The following is a 243-nucleotide window of genomic DNA, read 5'->3' as shown; positions in this document are numbered from 1 at the left end:
CACTAAGACCTTGAGCAACAGCCAGAGACTGAATCCTTGCGCGAGTATCATTTTTTAGACGAATAAAGTCCTCTTGAGAAAGCGGGCTTTTTTCATTGAATACCAAAAATACCTTTTTCCTCTTATAAATTAAGTCAATAAGCTTACCAAGGGTTTTCTCTTCTTCCGCGGCTCCAGATGGATTGACAACAAATATTACTGCGTCTGCAAGCATCATTTGTGCTTGTGTCACCTGTTCATGCG

1 protein-coding gene is annotated in these 243 nt (G+C 40.7%); it reads right to left on the bottom strand.

The genetic code is table 11. The features are described 5' to 3' along the window. Positions 1-232 (bottom strand): hypothetical protein (locus tag AAEZ18_RS19480; RefSeq protein ID WP_352256095.1); only part of this gene is annotated, 232 nt, incomplete at its 3' end. Positions 233-243: the final 11 nt, after the last annotated feature.

Origin of the sequence: Pseudoalteromonas sp. 19-MNA-CIBAN-0066 (assembly GCF_040308705.1) — a bacterium.
Lineage (GTDB): Bacteria > Pseudomonadota > Gammaproteobacteria > Enterobacterales > Alteromonadaceae > Pseudoalteromonas > Pseudoalteromonas nigrifaciens.
This window is presented reverse-complemented; position numbering and strand designations above follow the sequence as displayed.